The sequence below is a fragment of the Streptomyces sp. NPDC051310 genome (assembly GCF_044455245.1).
GTDB lineage: Bacteria > Actinomycetota > Actinomycetes > Streptomycetales > Streptomycetaceae > Streptomyces.
The window spans coordinates 21,353-38,958 of sequence record NZ_JBITEO010000038.1; the positions used below are offsets into that span (position 1 = coordinate 21,353).

Annotated in this window: 5 protein-coding genes; 2 read left to right on the forward strand and 3 right to left on the reverse strand. The window is 75.0% G+C overall.

Annotated elements, in window-relative coordinates:
* The first annotated feature begins 16 nt into the window (after positions 1-16).
* Complete coding sequence (locus tag ACIA79_RS32960) at positions 17-1,174, forward strand: acyl-CoA dehydrogenase family protein (RefSeq protein WP_399432101.1); 1,158 nt, start codon at positions 17-19, stop codon at positions 1,172-1,174.
* A gap of 97 nt (positions 1,175-1,271) precedes the next feature.
* Here ACIA79_RS32960 and ACIA79_RS32965 read toward each other — a convergent pair whose 3' ends face one another.
* The 3 genes from ACIA79_RS32965 to ACIA79_RS32975 form a co-directional block, all read right to left on the reverse strand.
* Complete coding sequence (locus ACIA79_RS32965) at positions 1,272-1,937, reverse strand: class I SAM-dependent methyltransferase (protein ID WP_399432102.1); 666 nt, start codon at positions 1,935-1,937, stop codon at positions 1,272-1,274.
* Between the two features lie 162 nt (positions 1,938-2,099).
* The gene (locus tag ACIA79_RS32970; RefSeq protein ID WP_399432103.1) at positions 2,100-3,134 is read right to left on the reverse strand and encodes an LLM class flavin-dependent oxidoreductase; all 1,035 of its coding nucleotides are present in this window, start codon (positions 3,132-3,134) and stop codon (positions 2,100-2,102) included.
* Positions 3,131-4,435: an LLM class flavin-dependent oxidoreductase gene (locus ACIA79_RS32975; protein WP_399432104.1), complete on the reverse strand. Its 1,305-nt coding sequence runs from the start codon at positions 4,433-4,435 to the stop codon at positions 3,131-3,133. The genes ACIA79_RS32970 and ACIA79_RS32975 overlap by 4 nt, the downstream gene beginning before the upstream one ends.
* Before the next feature lie 572 nt (positions 4,436-5,007).
* Between ACIA79_RS32975 and ACIA79_RS32980 the strand changes: the two genes are divergently transcribed.
* The coding region (locus tag ACIA79_RS32980; protein WP_399432105.1) for a type I polyketide synthase at positions 5,008-17,606 on the forward strand (12,599 nt) is incomplete at its 3' end.

The following is a 17,606-nucleotide window of genomic DNA, read 5'->3' on the forward strand; positions in this document are numbered from 1 at the left end:
TGGAAGTGGTGGAGAGATGAAGCCCGAAGAACTGAAGGCCGTCCGCACGTTCGTCAAGGAGTGCCTCGGCGGCGCCCACACGGAGACGGACGCCCTGGAGGACAAGCCTTCGGACGTCTACGAGAAGTTCCGAGAGACCGGACTGGCCAACTGGTGGCTGCCGGAGGACCTCGGCGGCCGCGGCCTCGGCCTGGAGGACAGCGTCGAGATCGTCAACGAGATCTCCTACGGCGACGCCGGCGTGGCCTTCACGCTCTTCATCTCCGTGCTCGGCACCAGCATGGTGCAGCTGTACGGCTCCGAGGAACTCAAGGCCCGGTACCTCGCGCCCATGGCCGCCCGGGGCTCGTTCTGCGCGACGCTGGGCAGCGAACGGGACGCGGGCAGCGAACTGGGCAAGATCGGCACCGTGGTCGCGACCGACGGGGACGAACTCGTCGTCACCGGTGAGAAGTTCTTCTCCACCAACACCGACTTCGCCGACTTCCTCGTCGTCGTGGCCCGCTCGGCGGAGGACCCCGAGGCGTACCACGCCGTGCTGATCCCGCGCGACACCCCCGGCGTCGAGATCGTGAAGCGCTGGGACGTCATCGGCCTGCGCGCCTCGTACACGTACCAGGTGAGCCTCAAGGGCTGCCGCGTCCCCGTCGCGAACCGCCTCGACGGCTCCGGCCTGCGGCTGCTGGAGATCGGTCTGAACGCCAGCCGCATCCTGATCGCCACCACCGCGATCGGGATAGCCCGGCGCGTGCGCGACCACTGCATGACGTACGCCAGGAACAAGCCCTTCCGCGGCGGCGTGCTCATGGAGAGCCCGGTGTTCGCGCAGCGGCTCGGGCAGATGGAGATGCAGATCGACGTCATGAAGAGCCACTGTCTGCGCGCCGCCCGTGAGTACGACGCGATCATGGCGGACCCCGGCGCCGCGGCCCTCTTCCACCGGCAGGGGACGCTCAAGTCGGCGCTGACCGCCAAGATGTTCTGCGGCCAGGCCGGCTGGGACGTGGCGAGCGTGGGCTCCGAGATGTTCGGCGGCCTGGGCTACACCCACGACCTGCCCATCGGCAAGCTGATGCGCGACATGCGCTACGTCTCCCTCGTGGAGGGCGGCGACGACGTCCTGCGCGACCTGCTCTTCAGCCGCTACGTGATCCCCGTGCCGCGCCGCTCCTAGGGGGCCCGCCCCACGGAGCACGGCCCGGCCCGGCCCCCGCACGAGCGGGGCGCCGGGCCGTGCCGTTTCCCGTACGGCAGGGGGTCCGGCCCGCCCGTCAGGGGACGTCGGCCTCGAAGAGGGCGGTGCAGCCGTGGACGGTCAGCGTGTGGGAGGGGAAGCGCGCGGCCAGCTCCGCGCGCAGGTCGTCGAGGCTGTCCCGGGAGTTGTGCATCACGCCGCGGCGATTCCACAACGCGAGCGTGGCGCGGGCCGCCATCCCCACCGGTACGCCCTGGGTGAGCACCGTGGCGCCGAAGATGCGTCCGCCCGGCCGGACGCACGCCGCGACGTTGTCCAGCACCTTGGCCTTCTCCCGGATCGTGCCGGGCACGCAGTGCAGCAGGAAGTTCATCGACGCCGAGCCGTACGCCCCCTCGGGGAGCGGCAGCGGCTCCAGCGCGTTGGCCCGGACCGTCTTGACGTCGAAGCGCTCCAGGCGGCGGGCCGCGTGGCGCAGCGAGTGCTCGTTCAGGTCCGCCAGGGTGATGGTCTGCTGCGGTGCGGTGCGGCAGTTGTCCAGGAAGTAGCCGGTGCCGACGCCGACGTCCAGGTGGTCGGGCGACACGTTGCGGTCGAACATGGCCACGACTTCCGGTACCGGCACACGGAAGAGGAACCGGCAGTTGAACTTGAAGGCGACGAAGTCGTACAGGGGCAGCGTGTACGGCTGGTACATGGCCTGGCCGGCGTGCACCTGGTCCGAGTGGGGCGAGGCGGTCACGTGGAACCTCCGGCCGGCGGGGCGAATACGTCTGCACCCGACTATACGTGGCCGCAGTGCCCCGCCCCACGGCGAGTTGGTGCCCGCGCGCGCCCCCGGCGCGGCCCGCACGCGCCCCGCGCGACGGGCCGCGATCCGCCCGGTCGGGCCGGAGTCACCCGGTCAGGCCAGGGCGGCCCCGGCGGTGCGCGCGGCCCGGTAGCGGCCGGCCGGGCGAGGGAGGCCCAGACGGGCGCGCAGGGTCGGGGCCGCGGGGGACGCCGGCGCGGCGGGCTCGGCGGCGCGCACCTCGGCCGCGAGAGCCAGCACCGCCTCATGGGCCGCGCCGGCCGGGCCGGACGGGGCGAGCAGCGTGAAGCCGTCCGCCGCGCCGGCGTCGACGAGCGCGCGGAGCTCGGCGGCCGCGCCGGGCCTGGCGTCGACGGGCCGGTCGAGGAGGACCAGGAGCGTGTCGGGGTCGCGCCCGGCCCGGCGGGCCAGGTCGCGCACGCCGGTCCGCACCGCCGGCCCGCTGTCCGCCGGGGCCAGGACCACGTCGGCGATGCGCGCCGCCAGGGCGAGATCGTCGTCGTCCGCCACCCGGTGGACCAGGGGGAGGTGGCCCTGCGGCGGGCGGGCGATGTTCAGCGGTCCGGCCACGTCGAAGTGGTCGCCCTTGTGGTCGAGCACGTGCATCTTCTCCGGGACGAAGTACGCGGCCGACGCGCGGTCCCGGACGAAAGCGTCGTCGTCGAAGCTGTCCCACAGCCCCGTGAGCACCTCGGTGAACTCCTGCGCCCGGGCACGCCGTTCGGCGGCGGAGGCGCTGCCGGCGTGGGTGTAGTTGGCCGCCGCGGCCGGGTCGGCCCCGGCGAACGGCTGCCAGCCGGACCGGCCGTGGGTGAGGTGGTCGGCCGTGGCCAGGGCACGCGCCGCGTGGTAGGGGAGCGCCTGCTCGGTGCAGACGGTCGTGACGAGCCCGATGCCGCGGGTGCCGACCGCCAGTGCGGCGGTGAGCGTGCCGGACTCGAAGTGCGGTGCGTCGGCGGGATCCGGTGCGGCCGACTGCCGGTCGTGCAGCAGCAGCGCGTCGATGCCCGCGGCCTCGGCCTCCCGGGCGCGGCCGAGCACCTCCGCGAACCGCGCACCGTCCTCGCCGGTGGCCGCGGCGGTGAGGAGCCGGGTGAACAGGGGGATGCGGCCGTCGCGCCGGGTCATGCGGCACCTGCCTTCCGAGTCGTCGTCCGGGTCGGGGCCGTGGCGTCGGCCAGCCCCAGCTTGTCGCGCAGGGTGCCCTCGGCGTACTCGTCCTTCACCAGCCCGCGCCGGCGCAGCTCCGGCACCACGTGGTCGACGAAGGCCTCGGCCGAGGCGGGGAGGTAGGGGAAGTCCACGATCCAGCCGTCGGCCGCGCCCTCGGTGAACCCGCGCGCCATGTGGTCCGCCACCTGCTCGGGAGTGCCGGCGAAGAAGTCCGCGACCTGCCGCAGGGCGAGCTGGCGCAGGGTCAGGTTCTCCCGCCGGGCCAGCGCGGTCCACATCTTCCGGGTGCTGGAGGAGCGGTTGGACTCCGGGATGTCGGGGACCGGCCCGTCGAGGGGGTAGCGCGTCAGGTCCAGGTCGCCGAGCTGCTCCTGGAGCGCGCGGACGGCGACGATGTCCGGGATGAGCTCGTGGAGCTCGCCGATGAGCCGGCGGGCCTCCTCCTCGGTGGAGGCCACCAGGGGCTGGACGCCCGGCCAGATCTGCACCCGCTCCGGGTCCCGGCCGTGCGCGGCGACCCGTCGCTTCAGATCCGCGTACGTCGCCTGGCCGTCGGCCAGCCGCGTGTGGCGGGTGAAGATCACCTCCGCGTGCCGGGCGGCGAACTCCCGCCCGACGGGCGAGGCGCCGGCCTGGAAGATCACCGGCCGGCCCTGGGGCGCCTCCGGCAGGTTCAGCTCCCCGTTGACGTCGAAGAACGACGGCGACCCCCCGGGCGGGGCGGCCGCCGGGGCGGCGGGCTCTCCCGCCCACAGGCGCTTGGTCACGCCGATGAACTCCTCGGCGCGCACGTACCGCAGGTCGTGCTCCATGTGCTCCGGGAAACCGAAGTTGCGCGACTCCCAGGGCGCCGCGGAGGTGACCACGTTCCACCCCGAGCGGCCGCCGCTGATGCGGTCCAGGGAGGCGAACCTGCGGGCGATGTCGTACGGCTCGTTGTACGTGGTGGTCGCCGTCGCGGCGAGCCCGATGTGCTCGGTGCCGGCGGCGTAGGCGGCGAGCAGGCTCAGTGGCTCGAAGTGCTCGTTGCGGGCCGTGCGGCTGAAGTGCTGCACGTCGGTGCCCCAGACGGCCACCACGTCGGGCACGAAGACGCAGTCGAACGTGCCGCGCTCGAGCGTGCGGACGCACTCCAGGTGGAAGGCGAAGTCCAGCTGGGCGTCGACCGGCGTGGAGGGGTGCCGCCAGGCGGCGATGTGCGACCCCGGGCCATCGATGATGGCGCCGAGTTTCATGGTGCGTTTCTGGTGAACCATGCGAACTTCCCTGAGAGGACGTTTTCGGGCGAAAAGCTCTTACGTGGAACGCAGGTCTCGGCGGGCCTTCCGGAGGGCCGCGCGGATCGACCGTACTAGATCATCCGCCCTCTTGTCCGCCCAGAGGTTCATCGTTGTACGAATGCCCGGAAAGGTGCACGACGCGGGAGAAACGTGCAGTGAATGCGTGCTGAAACCGCACTGAAACCGGGCCCAGGCATACTGGCGAGTAGCTGCTTGAGGGGTGCCGGGGCGAGGAGTCGCCACCCGGCCCCCGAAGCGTTGTTCCTCTGAATTCGAGTGGTTATTGGGCGAGGGGTCGAGGGTGTGTCCGACGGGGGGAAGGGTGAGTCCGCGGCGATCGCCGACCGAGGGCGATGCTGGTCGGACGCGTATACCCGGCCACGCGCACCCCGCCTGCCGACGGTGAGGCAGAGCCGCCCCCGTCGCCGGGCCATGAAAAACACCTAGGCCCCATCCATCCTGATCGCGGTAAATTCTATTCAATCCGGATGCGTGTGTGATGCGTCATGCGCCGCACAGCGTTCTGGTTTTCTGGAGGATTATCACCGATGAGTGCTGCCGATATAGCCGGACGTGACGACCAGAAAACCAGCGCGCAGATCGCGGTTGTGGGGTACTCCTGCCGCGTCGCCGGAGCCGCCACTCCCGGCGAGTTCTGGGAGCTTCTCAAGAACGGCCGATCAGGGGTCGGTGAATTCCCGGAAGCGCGGCGGACGGAAGGCATCGGACACCCCGATCTGCCGGGCGGATACCTCGACGCGGTGGACCGCTTCGACGCCGATTTCTTCGAGGTGTCGCCGGCGGAGGCGGCCGCGATGGACCCCCAGCAGCGCCTGGCGCTGGAGCTGAGCTGGGAGGCGGTGGAGCACAGCGGAACCTCTCCGCACGCCCTGCGGGGCACCAGGGTCGGGGTCTTCCTCGGCGCCATCAACGACGACTACGCCTCCCTGCTGCACCGCCGGGGCGCCGGTGCCGTGTCCCGGCACAGCCTGACCGGAACCCAGCGCAGCTTCCTCGCCAACCGGATCTCCTACCACCTCGGCCTGCGCGGGCCCAGCGCGGTGGTCGACACCGGCCAGTCCTCGTCCCTCGTCGCCGTCCACCTCGGCGTGCAGAGCCTCCTGCGCGGGGAGTGCGACGCCGTGCTGGCCGGCGGCGTCAACCTCATCCTCTCCGACGTCGCCACGCACAGCCTCAAGCGCCTGGAGGCGCTGTCGCCCGACGGCCGCTGCTACACCTTCGACGCGCGGGCCAACGGGTACGCGCGCGGCGAGGGCGGCGGCTTCGTCCTGCTCAAGCCCCTCCGGCAGGCCCTCGCCGACGGCGACCGGGTCCTGGCCGTCATCCGGGGCAGCGCCGTCAACAACGACGGCGGCGGCGACGGCCTGACCGTCCCCGACCCCCGCGCGCAGCAGGCGGTCCTCCTCGACGCGTGCCGGGCGGCCGGCATCCGGCCGGGCGACGTCCAGTACGTGGAGCTGCACGGCACCGGCACCAAGGTCGGCGATCCGCTGGAAGCCTCGGCCGTGGGCGGGGCGTTCGGCACCGCGCGGCCCGGGGGGACCCCCGTCCGCGTCGGCTCGGTCAAGACGAACATCGGTCACCTGGAGGCGGCGGCGGGCATCGCCGGACTGCTGAAGGTCATCGCCTGCGTCAGCCACCGCGAGGTGGTGCCCACGCTCAACCACGAGCAGGCCAACCCCCGCATCCCGCTCGCGGAGCTCAACCTCGCCGTGCAGCGTGACCACCGGCCCTGGCCGGACGAGGACGGCAGGCTCGTCGCGGGTGTCTCCGCGTTCGGCCTGGGCGGCACCAACTGCCACGTGATCGTCACCGACGCCCCGGCCACCGCCCCCGCGGATGCCGGCGCCGTCCCGCCCACCGCCGGGACCGCCACCGCCGGTGCTGCCGCCGCCGTCTCGGCCGGGACCGCCGCGGACGGGACCGCCACTGCCGCGGCCGTCTCGGCCGGGACCGCCGCGGACGGGACCGCCACTGCCGCGGCCGTCTCGGCCGGGACCGTCACGGACGGGACCGCCACTGCCGCGGCCGTCTCGGCCGGGACCGCCGCCGACGCCGTACCGTCCGGCGGGCCGTCCGCCGGGCCGCTGCCCTGGCCGGTGTCCGCGCGGGACGAGGCCGCGCTCGGCGCGCAGGCCGAGCGGCTGGACACCCACCTCGGGCAGCACCCGGGCACCGGCGCGGCCGCCGTCGCCCGCACGCTGGCCGCCGGCCGCGCGCAGTTCGAGCACCGGGCCGTCGTCGTCGGCGAGGACGAAGCGGCCCTGCGGGCCGGTCTGCGGGCGCTGGCCGCCCGTACCGGCGCCGGCAACGTCGTCCGCGGCGTGACCGGCCCCTCCCGCCCCGGCGCCCCCACCTCCGCGGCCGACGGCGGCGACCCCGGCGTGGTGTTCGTCTTCCCGGGCCAGGGGACGCAGTGGGCGGGCATGGCCGCCGCCCTGCTGGAGACGTCGCCCGTCTTCGCCGCGCGCATGGCGCAGTGCGAGGCGGCCCTCGCCCCGTACACCGACTGGTCGCTGACCGACGTGGTGCGGGACCCCTCCGGCTCCGGTCTCCTCGACCGTGTCGACGTCGTCCAGCCGGCGCTGTGGGCCGTCATGGTCTCCCTGGCCGAGGTCTGGCGGTCCGTGGGCGTGCGTCCCGCGGCGGTGCTCGGGCACTCGCAGGGGGAGATCGCCGCGGCCGTCGTGGCGGGCGCGCTGTCGACGCAGGACGGCGCGCGGGTGGTGGCGCTCCGCAGCCGGGCCATCCGCCAGGTCCTGTCCGACCGCGGCGGCATGGTGGCCGTCGCGGTCGACGCCCGTACGGCCGCCGAGCTGACCGCCCCGTACGGCGGGCGGCTGTCCGTCGCCGCGGTCAACGGCCCCTCGTCGACCGTGGTGTCCGGCGACCCGCAGGCCCTCGACGACCTGCTCGCCCACTGCGCGGACACCGGCGTGCGCGCCCGCAAGGTCCCCGTCGACTACGCCTCGCACTGCGCCGAGGTCGAGGCCGTCCGCGACGAGGTGCTGCGCTCCCTCGCCGGGATCGACCCCGCGCACGGCCCGGTGCCGTTCTACTCGGCCGTGACCGGCGCACGGCTCACCGAGCCCCGGCTGGACGGCGAGTACTGGTACCGGAACCTGCGCGAGACCGTCCGGTTCGAGGACGGCGTCCGTGCCGCGGTGGCCGACGGGTACACCCGCTTCATCGAGGTGAGCGCCCACCCCGTCCTCGTACCGGCGGTGGAGGAGACCCTCGAAGCGGCCGGCGCGGACGACCACGCCCTGGCCGTGGGCACCCTGCGCCGCGGCGAGGGCGGCTGGGACCGCTTCCTGCTGTCGGCCGGCGAGGCGTGGACCCGCGGCGTCGACGTCGACTGGACCGCCGTCCTCGGCCACGGTCCGAAGGCGGCCGGCCTGCCGACGTACCCCTTCCAGCGCAAGCGCCACTGGCTCCCCGCGGCCACGGCGGCCGACACCCCGCCGGACCCGCGCTCCGGCCCGCAGCCCCTTCCCCCGGCGCAGTCCGCGGCGCACCCGGAGCCGCAGGCCCCGGCCGGCGCGCCCGACGGGACGGCCGACCTCGTACGGCAGGAGGTCGCCGTCGTCCTCGGCCACGACAGGCCACACGACATCGACGTACGGCGCACGTTCAAGGCCCTCGGCTTCGACTCCGTCGCCATGGTCGACCTCCGCAACCGGCTGAAGGCGGCGACCGGCGCCCCCCTCACCACCAGCGCCCTCTTCGACCACCCGACGCCGGCCGCGACCGCCGACCACCTGCACCGCCTGCTCACCGGGACCGACGACGCACCGGCCGGACGGCCCGCGCCGCACACCGCGGGCTCCGCCGACGAGCCGATCGCGATCGTCGCCATGGCCTGCCGCTTCCCCGGCGGGGTGACGTCCCCCGAGCAGCTGTGGGACCTGCTCGTGGACGAGCAGGACGTGATCGGCGACTTCCCGGACAACCGCGGCTGGGACCTGGAGAACCTGTACGACCCCCACCTGGAGCGGCGCGGCACCAGTTACGTACGGCACGGCGGGTTCCTCCACGACGCCGACGCGTTCGACCCCGCCTTCTTCGGCATCTCGCCCCGCGAGGCCCTGGCGATGGACCCGCAGCAGCGGGTGCTGCTGGAGACCTCCTGGGAGGCCGTGGAGCGCGCCGGCATCGACCCGCACGCGCTGCGCGGCAGCCGGACGGGCGTCTTCTTCGGAGCGATGTTCCAGGAGTACGGGCCGCAGCTCCAGGAGGGCGCCGAGGGCGTCGACGGCCACCGGCTGACCGGCGGCACGATCAGCGTGGCGTCCGGCCGCGTCGCCTACACCCTCGGACTGGAGGGACCGGCGGTCACCGTGGACACCGCGTGCTCGTCGTCCCTGGTGGCGCTGCACTGGGCGGTACGGTCGCTGCGGTCGGGCGAGTGCAGCATGGCCCTCGCCGGCGGGGTGACGGTCATGCCGACGCCGGGCATGTTCGTCGAGCTCAGCCGCCAGGGCGCGCTGTCCCCGGACGGACGCTGCAAGGCGTTCTCCGCGGCGGCCGACGGCACCGGATGGGCCGAGGGCGCCGGCGTCCTGCTGGTGGAACGGCTGTCGGACGCACTGCGCAACGGCCACCGGGTCCTCGCGGTCATCCGCGGCAGCGCCGTCAACCAGGACGGCGCCAGCAACGGACTGACGGCACCTCACGGCCCGTCGCAGCAGCGTGTCATCCGCGACGCCCTCGCCGACGCGCACCTCACCCCCCAGGAGGTCGACGCGGTCGAGGCGCACGGCACCGGCACCACGCTGGGCGACCCGATCGAGGCGCAGGCCCTGCTGTCCACCTACGGGCAGGACCGGCCCGACGGGCGTCCGCTCAGGCTCGGTTCGGTGAAGTCGAACATCGGGCACACCCAGGCGGCCGCCGGCGCGGCGGGCGTGATCAAGATGGTGATGGCGCTGCGGCACGGCCTGCTGCCGCGCACCCTGCACGTCGACGAGCCGTCGCCGCACATCGACTGGTCCGCGGGCCGGGTGGAACTGCTGACCGAGCCGGCGCCGTGGACGGCGGACGGCCGGCCGCGCCGGGCCGGCGTGTCGTCGTTCGGCATCAGCGGCACCAACGCCCACCTCGTCCTCGAAGAGGCCCCCGCCGAGTCCCGGACGGCGACCCCCGGCCCGCTCCCCGCCCCGGCCGAGGCCCACCCGGCGACCCCAAGCCCGCTCGCCGCTGCGGCCGACGGCATCCCCGGCTCCCTCCCCGCCCCGGCCCCCGGTGCCCGCACGCCGCTCCTCGCCGCCGACGGCCTCGTGCCGTGGCTGGTGTCCGGCCACTCCGCGGAGGCCCTGCGGGCCCAGGCCGCACAGCTCGCCGCGTACACCGAGGCCCGCCCGGAGCTGTCCGCCGCGGACGTCGGCTGGTCGCTGGCCGCGTCCCGGGCGGTGCTGGAGCACCGGGCCGTGGCCCTCGCGTCCGGCGCGGACAGCGGCCCCGCCCGGCTGACGGCGCTGGCCGACGGCGTGCCCGCGGTCGGCACGGTCTCGGGCACGGCCGACGTCCAGGGCAAGGTGGTGTTCGTCTTCCCCGGCCAGGGCTCGCAGTGGCAGGGCATGGCCGTACGGCTGCTCGACACCTCACCGGTGTTCGCCGCGCGGCTCGCGGAGGTCGACGCGGCCGTCGGGCGGCTGGTCGACTGGTCGGTGGCCGACGTGCTGCGCGAGGCACCGCACGCCCCGTCCCTCGACCGCATCGAGATCCTCCAGCCGGTGCTGTTCGCGGTGAACGTGGCGCTGGCCGCGGTGTGGCAGGCGTCCGGCGTGCGGCCCGCCGCCGTCGTGGGGCACAGCCAGGGCGAGGTCGCCGCCGCGTACGTCGCCGGGGCGCTGACCCTCGACGACGCCGCCCGGCTGATCGTGCTGCGCAGCGCGCTCTTCGCCCGCGAACTGGCCGGCAACGGCGCGGTCGCCTCGGTCGCCCTGCCCGCCGGTGAGACCGAGCGGCTGCTGGAGCGCTGGGAGGGCCGGCTCGTGATCGCGGGCCGCAACGGCCCCCGCGCGGTGACGGTCGCGGGCAACGTGCCGGCGCTGGAGGAGTTCGTCGCCGCCTGCCGCGACCAGGACGTCCGTGCCCGGATCGTGGGCTCCACGGTGGCGTCCCACTGCGCGCAGGTGGACCCCCTGCGCGAGGAGATCCTGGAGCTCTTCGCCGGCATCACCCCCGGCAGGGGCAGCGTGCCGTTCTACTCCACCGTCACCGGCGCCCGGAAGGACACCGGGGAACTGACGGCCGCGTACTGGTTCGACAACGCCCGGCAGCCGGTGAACTTCGAGGACACCGTACGGACCCTGCTGGACGACGGGTTCCGGTTCTTCGTCGAGAACAGCGCGCACCCGGTGCTCACCACCGGCCTGCAGGCCATCTTCGAGGACACGCGGACCGAGGCGGTCGCCCTCGGATCGCTGCGCCGCGGCGAGGGCGGCCCGGACCGGTTCCTCACCTCGCTCGCCGAGGGATTCGTCCGCGGCCTGCCCGGCGTGGACTGGCGGGCCTGGTTCACCGGGACGGACGCGCGCCCGGCCGAGCTGCCCACGTACGCCTTCCAGCGCGAGCGCTACTGGCTGGGGACCACCCCCGCCGACAGCGGCGACCCCCGCCGCCTCGGCCTCGGCGACGCCGACCACCCGCTGCTCGGCGCCGCGGTGAGCACCGCCGCCGGCGGCGACCTGCTGCTGACGGGCCGGCTGTCGCTGACCACGCACCCCTGGCTCGCCGACCACGCCGCCCTGGACACCGTGCTGCTGCCCGGTGCCGCCTTCGTGGAGCTGGCCCTGCGCGCCGGTGAAGCGGTGGGCCGTGACCGGCTGGACGAGCTCACCCTCGAAGCCCCGCTGACCCTGCCCGCCCGCGGCGGCGTGCAGCTCCAGGTCGCGGTGGAGCAGCCGGACCCGGCCGGCCGGGCCCGCGTGGCGGTGTACTCACGGCCCGAGGCCGCGGAGGCCGCCGCCATCGACGAGCCCTGGACGCGGCACGCCACCGGCGTGCTGACCGCGGCCGCCCCCTCCGTACCGCCCACCCCCTCCGGTGCGACCACCGCGGCACCGGCCCCCGTGCCGCCGGCCGGCGCCGAACGCATCGACCTGGACTCCTTCTACGACCGGGTCGCGCACCGCGGCTACGGCTACGGCCCCGCCTTCCAGGGCCTGCGCGCCGCCTGGCGCACGGGCGAGGAGATCCACGCCGAGGTGGCCCTCGCCGAGGAACAGGCCCCGGAAGCCGCCCGGTTCGGCATCCATCCGGCCCTCCTGGACGCCGCCCTGCACCCCGCGCTGCTCCGCGCGTTCGAGGAGGGGGACGACGCCCCCGTACGCCTGCCGTTCGCGTGGAGCGGCGTCACCCTGCACGCCGTGGGAGCCACGTCCGTGCGGGTACGGGTCGCCCCCGCGGGCCCGGACGCGGTGTCCGTCACCCTCACCGACCCCGCGGGCGCACCGGTGGCCTCGGTCGACCGGCTGACCCTCCTGCCGGTGTCGCAGCGGCAGCTCACCGGCGCCGCGGACACCACCGGCAACGCCCTGTTCCGCACCGACTGGGCCACGCTGCCCCCGGCCGCTGACACCGTGGACACCACCGGCTGGGCCGTGCTCGGCACACCCCCCACCGACCTGCTCGGCACCGCCCCGTTCGACACCGTCCGGCACGCCCCCGGTGTGGCGGAGCTGTTCGCCGACGGAGCCGCACCCGAGGTCGTGGTGGCCTTCCGCCCCGCGGCACCCGCCGGCGACGGCCTCGCGGCCGCCGCCCGCACGGCGACCACCGAGGCACTGGCCCTGGTGCGGGCCTGGCTCGCCGACGAGCGGACCGCCGCCTCCCGGCTCGTGGTCGTCACCCGGGGCGCCGTGTCCACCCGGGCAGGTGAGGACGTCACCGACCTGACGCACGCACCCGTGTGGGGGCTGCTGCGGTCGGCGCAGTCGGAGAACCCCGGCCGGTTCGTGCTCGTCGACACCGGGTCCGTCCCCGTCCCCGGCCCCGATCCTGACCGCGCCCCCGTCCCCGGCTCCGGCGCCGACGGGCAGGGCGTCGCCCGCGCCGTCGCCGCGGCCCTGGCCGCGGAGGAACCCCAGGTCGCGCTGCGCCGGGGCACCCTCCTCGTCCCCCGCCTCGTCCGCGCCGCCGCCGAACCGGCCGGGGACGCCGCGCCGCTCGCCACCACGACCGGAACGGTCCTGATCACCGGCGGCACCGGGGCCCTGGGCGGGCTGCTCGCCCGCCACCTGGTCACCGAGCACGGCGTACGGCACCTGCTGCTCACCAGCCGCCGCGGCCGTGACGCGGCCGGCGCCGACCGGCTGGAGGCCGACCTCCTCGCCCTGGGCGCGGCCCACGTGGACATCGCCGCCTGCGACGCCGCCGACCGCGACGCGCTGGCCGCGGTCGTGGACGCCGTACCGGCCGACCGCCCGCTGACCGCGGTGGTGCACGCCGCGGGCGTCCTCGACGACGGCCTGGTGGCGTCCCTGACGCCCGAGCGGCTCGCCGCCGTGCTGCGGCCCAAGGTCGACGCGGCCGTCAACCTGCACGAACTGACCCTCGACCACGACCTGTCGGCGTTCGTCCTGTTCTCCTCCGTCGCGGGCACCTTCGGCAACCCCGGCCAGGGCAACTACGCCGCCGCCAACGCCTTCCTCGACGCCCTCGCGGTGCACCGCCGCGCCCGGGCCCTGCCCGCGCACTCCCTCGCGTGGGGCCTGTGGGCCGACTCGGGCGACATGCTCGGGCACCTCGAACAGGACGACCTCGCCTGGATGCGGCGCGCCGGCATCCAGCCACTGCCGTCCGACCTCGGCCTGGCCCTGCTGGACGCGGCCACCGCACGGGACGACGCCCACCTCGTCCCCGTACGCCTCGACATGGCGACCCTCCGCAAGGAGGCCGGCTCCGGCATGCTGCGCCCCCTGTTCCAGGGGCTGGTACGCACCGTGGCCCGCCGGGCCGCCGCGGCCGACGCCCCCACGGCCGGCGGCCTGGCCCAGCGGCTCGCGGGGCTCGGCCGGGAGGAGCAGAACCGGGTCCTGCTCGACGTGGTGCGCGCGCAGGTGGCAACCGTCCTGGGACACGCCACCCCGGAAAGCGTCTCCGCCGCGCGGCCGTTCAAGGACCTCGGCTTCGACTCGCTCACCGCGGTCGAACTGCGCAACCGCCTGAACGCCGCCACCGGGCAGCGCCTGCCCGCCACCCTCGTCTTCGACCACCCCACCCCCGGTGCGCTCACCGACTTCCTGCGCGGTCAACTCCTGGGCGACCAGGCCGCGGCCGGAGAGCTCGCGAGCGGTGAGCCCGGGGGCGGGCGGTCCGTGCCGGGCGGCCCGGCGGACGAGCCCATCGCGATCGTCGGCATGGCATGCCGCTACCCCGGCGGCGTGAACTCCCCGGAGGACCTGTGGCGGCTCGTCGCCACCGGACAGGACGCCGTGTCGCTGTTCCCCACCGACCGGGGCTGGGACGCGGACCTGTACGACCCCGACCCGGCGGCGACCGGCAAGAGCTACGCACGCGAGGGCGGGTTCCTCCACGACGCGGGCGAGTTCGACCCCGCCTTCTTCGGCATCTCACCGCGTGAGGCACTGGCGATGGACCCGCAGCAGCGGCTGCTGCTGGAGACGTCCTGGGAGGTGTTCGAGCGGGCCGGGATCGACCCGGCCACGCTGAAGGGCAGCCCGACGGGCGTGTTCACCGGCGTCATGCACCACGACTACGGCTCCGCCTCCGACGTGCCCGAGGGCCTGGAGGGCTACGGCGTCACCAGCACCCAGGGCAGCGTCGCCTCCGGCCGCGTCGCCTACACCTTCGGCCTGGAGGGGCCGGCCGTCACCGTCGACACCGCCTGCTCCTCCTCCCTGGTCGCCCTGCACCTGGCGGTGCAGGCGCTGCGTTCCGGCGAGTGCTCCCTGGCCCTCGCCGGCGGTGTGACCGTCATGGCCACACCGTGGGTCTTCGTGGAGTTCAGCCGCCAGCGCGGCATGGCTCCGGACGGCCGCTGCAAGCCCTTCTCCGCGGCGGCGGACGGCGCCGGATGGGCCGAGGGCGCGGGTGTCCTGCTGGTGGAGCGCCTGTCGGACGCCCGCCGCAACGGCCACCCGGTCCTCGCGGTCGTACGGGGCAGCGCGGTCAACCAGGACGGTGCCAGCAACGGTCTCACCGCCCCCAACGGGCCTTCGCAGCAGCGGGTGATCCGCGCAGCCCTGGCCAACGCCGGGCTGTCGGCGGCCGAGGTGGACGCGGTCGAGGCCCACGGCACGGGCACCACCCTGGGCGACCCGATCGAGGCGCAGGCGCTCCTGGCCACCTACGGCCAGGACCGCCCCGCCGACCGGCCCCTGCGGCTGGGCTCCGTCAAGTCCAACATCGGGCACGCACAGGCCGCCGCGGGCGTGGCCGGCGTCATGAAGATGGTGCAGGCCATGCGGCACGGACTGCTGCCGCGGACCCTGCACGTGGACCGGCCTTCCCCGCACGTGGACTGGAGCGAGGGCGCGGTGGAACTGCTCACCGACGCGGTGGAGTGGGACACGGAGGGCCGCCCGCGCCGCGCGGGGATCTCCTCCTTCGGCATCAGCGGCACCAACGCCCACGTCATCGTCGAGGAGGCCCGGCACGACGAGGCCGAGGCCGACGTGACCGGCGGCACCGCGCCGGCGTCGGGCGTCGCCGCCGCGGGCGTCATCCCCGGCGCCGCCCCCGGTGTCGTCCCCTGGCCGGTGTCCGGCCGGTCCGAGGCCGCCCTGCGCGCCCAGGCCGAGCGGCTCTCCGCCTTCGTGGAGGCCCGCACCGACCTCGCCGCCGCGGACGTCGGCCACTCCCTGGCCGCGACGCGCGCCGCGTTCGAGCACCGTGCCGTCGTGCTGGCGGCCGACCGCGCCGGAGCCCTGGCCGGTCTGACCGCCCTGGCCGACGGCCTGCCCGCCGCCGGTACGGTCACCGGCACGGCGCCGGAGGAACCCGGCCGGGTCGCGTTCGTCTTCCCCGGCCAGGGCTCGCAGTGGCGCGGGATGGCCGCGGAGCTCCTGGAGTCCTCGACCGCGTTCGCCGAACGGCTCGCGGAGTGCGACGCCGCCCTGCTGCCCCACGTGGGCTGGTCGGTCACCGACGTGATCCGTGGCACCGACCATGGTGAGGACAGGGGCGAGAACCAGGGCGAGGACCGGGGCGAGGCCCGCGGCGGTGCGCACGTCCCGTCCCTGGACGACGTGGTCGTGGTGCAGTCGGCGCTCTGGGCCGTCATGGTCTCCCTCGCCGCCCTCTGGCAGTCGGTGGGCGTCCGGCCCGCCGCCGTCATCGGTCACAGCCAGGGCGAGATCGCCGCCGCCACCGTCTCCGGCGCCCTCTCCCTCGCCGACGCGGCGAAGGTCGTGTCGCTGCGGGCCCGGGCCATCGCCGAGGGCCTGTCCGGGCGCGGCGGCATGGTGTCCGTACCCCTCCCCGCCGACCAGGTCCGCGAGCGCTGCGCCCCGTGGGACGGCCGCATCTCCGTCGCCTCCGTCAACGGCCCGTCCTCCACGGTCGTCTCCGGCGAGCCGGAGGCCCTGCGCGAACTGCTCGCGGCCTGCCAGGCCGACGGCGTGCGCGCCAAGCAGATCCCCGTCGACTACGCCTCCCACTCCGCCCAGGTGGAGACCATCCGCGAACAGGTCACCGGTGCGCTGGCGGACATCCGGCCGCGCAGCAGCGAGATCCCGTTCTACTCGACGGTCACCGGCGGACTGTTCGACACCGCCGGTGCCGACGCCGCGTACTGGTACACCAACCTGCGCCAGGAGGTGCGCTTCGACGAAACCGTCAGGGCCCTCCTCAGGGACGGGTTCGGCTTCTTCGTCGAGAGCAGCGCCCACCCCGTACTGACCGTGGGCCTCCAGGAGACCTTCGAGGACACCGGCGTCAGCCACGCCGTCGCCCTGGGCACCCTGCGCCGCGACGAGGGTGGCACGGAGCGGTTCCTCACCTCGCTCGCCGAGGGGTACGTGCGCGGCCTCGCCGTCGACTGGGACCAGGTCTACGCCGGCACGGGAGCCCGCCGCATCGACCTGCCGACGTATGCGTTCCAGCGGGAGCGGTTCTGGCTGGATGTCCCGGCGCGGCGTGGTGACGCGGCGGGGCTGGGTCTGGTGGCGGCGGGTCATCCGCTGCTGGGGGCGATGGTGTCGCTGCCCGATGACCGGGGTGTGCTGTGGACGGGCCGGCTTTCGCTGGCCGAGCAGCCGTGGCTGGCGGATCATGCGGTGTTCGGTGCGGTGGTGGTGCCGGGTGCGGTGTTGGTGGAGTTGGCGTTGCAGGCGGGTGGTCGTCTGGGGTGTGGGCGTCTTGAGGAGTTGACGCTTCAGCTGCCTTTGGTGGTGGGTGAGGCGGCTGGTGTGCGGCTTCAGGTGACGGTGGGGGGTGCGGGTGAGGACGGGCGGCGTGCCGTGACGGTCCACTCGTGTCCGGACGGTCGGGGTGATGCGGCTGCGGCACCGGGCGACGAGGTGTGGACGCTCCACGCGACGGGGACCCTGGTGGCTGCCGACGACGACGGTTCGTCCCGCCCGGCCGCGGAGGTGTGGCCGCCGCGTGCCGCCGTCCCGGTCGCCGTGGACGACCTGTACGCACGCCTGGCCGACATGGGTTACGAGTACGGGCCGCTGTTCCAGGGCGTACGAGCCGCCTGGCGCCGGGGCGAGGACGTGTTCGCCGAGGTCGCCCTGCCCGACGCGGTGAGCATGGACACCGATGGCTTCGGGATCCACCCGGCGCTGCTGGACGCGGTGTTCCACCTGTCCATCGACCCGGACTCCGACGAGGTGCGCCTGCCCTTCGTGTGGTCCGGCGTCGAACTCTCCGGCCGGCCGGGGGCCCTGCTGCGCGTGACGCTCTCGCCGTCGGGAGAAGGCGGGGTGTCGGTGGCAGTGGCGGATGTGTCGGGTGTGCCGGTGTTGTCGGTGGGCCGGTTGGTGACGCGTCCGGTGGCGCGTGAGCAGCTGCGCGCCGCCGGCGGCGGCGGTGTGCGGGACGCGCTGTTCGACGTGGCGTGGGAGCCGGTGCCGGTGGTGGCGTCCGCGCGGTCCTCGGTGGAGTGGTCGCCGTGGGGTGCGCCGGTGCCGTCGGAGGTGCTGGTGTGGGCGGT